At 45.9% G+C, this 786-nt stretch carries 1 protein-coding gene; it reads right to left on the bottom strand.

Features of this window, described 5'->3' with window-relative positions:
• Nucleotides 1-786: ATP-binding cassette domain-containing protein (locus R7044_RS24955; protein WP_225455967.1), on the bottom strand; the 786-nt coding region annotated here is incomplete at both ends.

Genomic DNA, 786 nt, shown 5'->3' with positions numbered 1-786 from the left:
CTCTGCTGCGTAAGAATCGTTGAGCACTGTATTCACTTGTGTGTCTGGAATATCGTGTTTACCAAGCGTGACGTTATCACGAATGCTGCCGTGCAATAACATTGGGTTTTGGCCTATCCAGCTGACAGCTTCGCGCCAAGTCGATAGATCAAGTTGAGACAACTCGCAGCCGTTAATTTTCAAACTGCCCTTGTATGGCATAAAGCCAAGAATGGTATTAACCAAACTGGTTTTACCTGCGCCACTTGGGCCAACAAGCGCAGTGCTTTGATTGGCTTCCAATGAAAATGACAGAGGGCCGGCCAATTGTTTGCCTTCAGGGCTGAAAACAACCAAATCTTGAGCTTCGATTTGAATTGGTGTGTTCTGTTCAAGAGATTGAGTTCCATCTTTCACTTGATCGACCTCTAGTTCAAGAAACTCGACAATACTTTCGGCAGCGCCCACCGCTTGTTGCTTCGCGTGATAGAAAGTACCGAGATCTCGAAGTGGTTGGTAAAACTCAGGAGCTAAAATCAGGATGAACAGGCGAGCAAATAAGGTGACGCCAGTACCGTAGTAACCAAAGTTCAATTCACCGATGTAACTGAAGCCGAAGTAAACCGCAGTAATAGCGATAGAAATAGAAGTGAAGAACTCCAGTACCGCAGAAGAAAGGAATGCGATTTTTAGTACATCCATCGTGCGGGTACGAAATACCTCTGATGCCCCTTTTAGGGTCTCAGTTTCTGACTTTGTACGGTCGAAAAGGCGAATGGTCGTCATCGCTTGCAATCGGTCGTAGAA

The sequence above is a fragment of the Vibrio sp. 1402 genome (genome assembly GCF_033340275.1).
The sequence above is the reverse complement of the archived record's forward strand: the minus strand, read 5'-3'. Positions and strand labels throughout refer to the sequence as shown.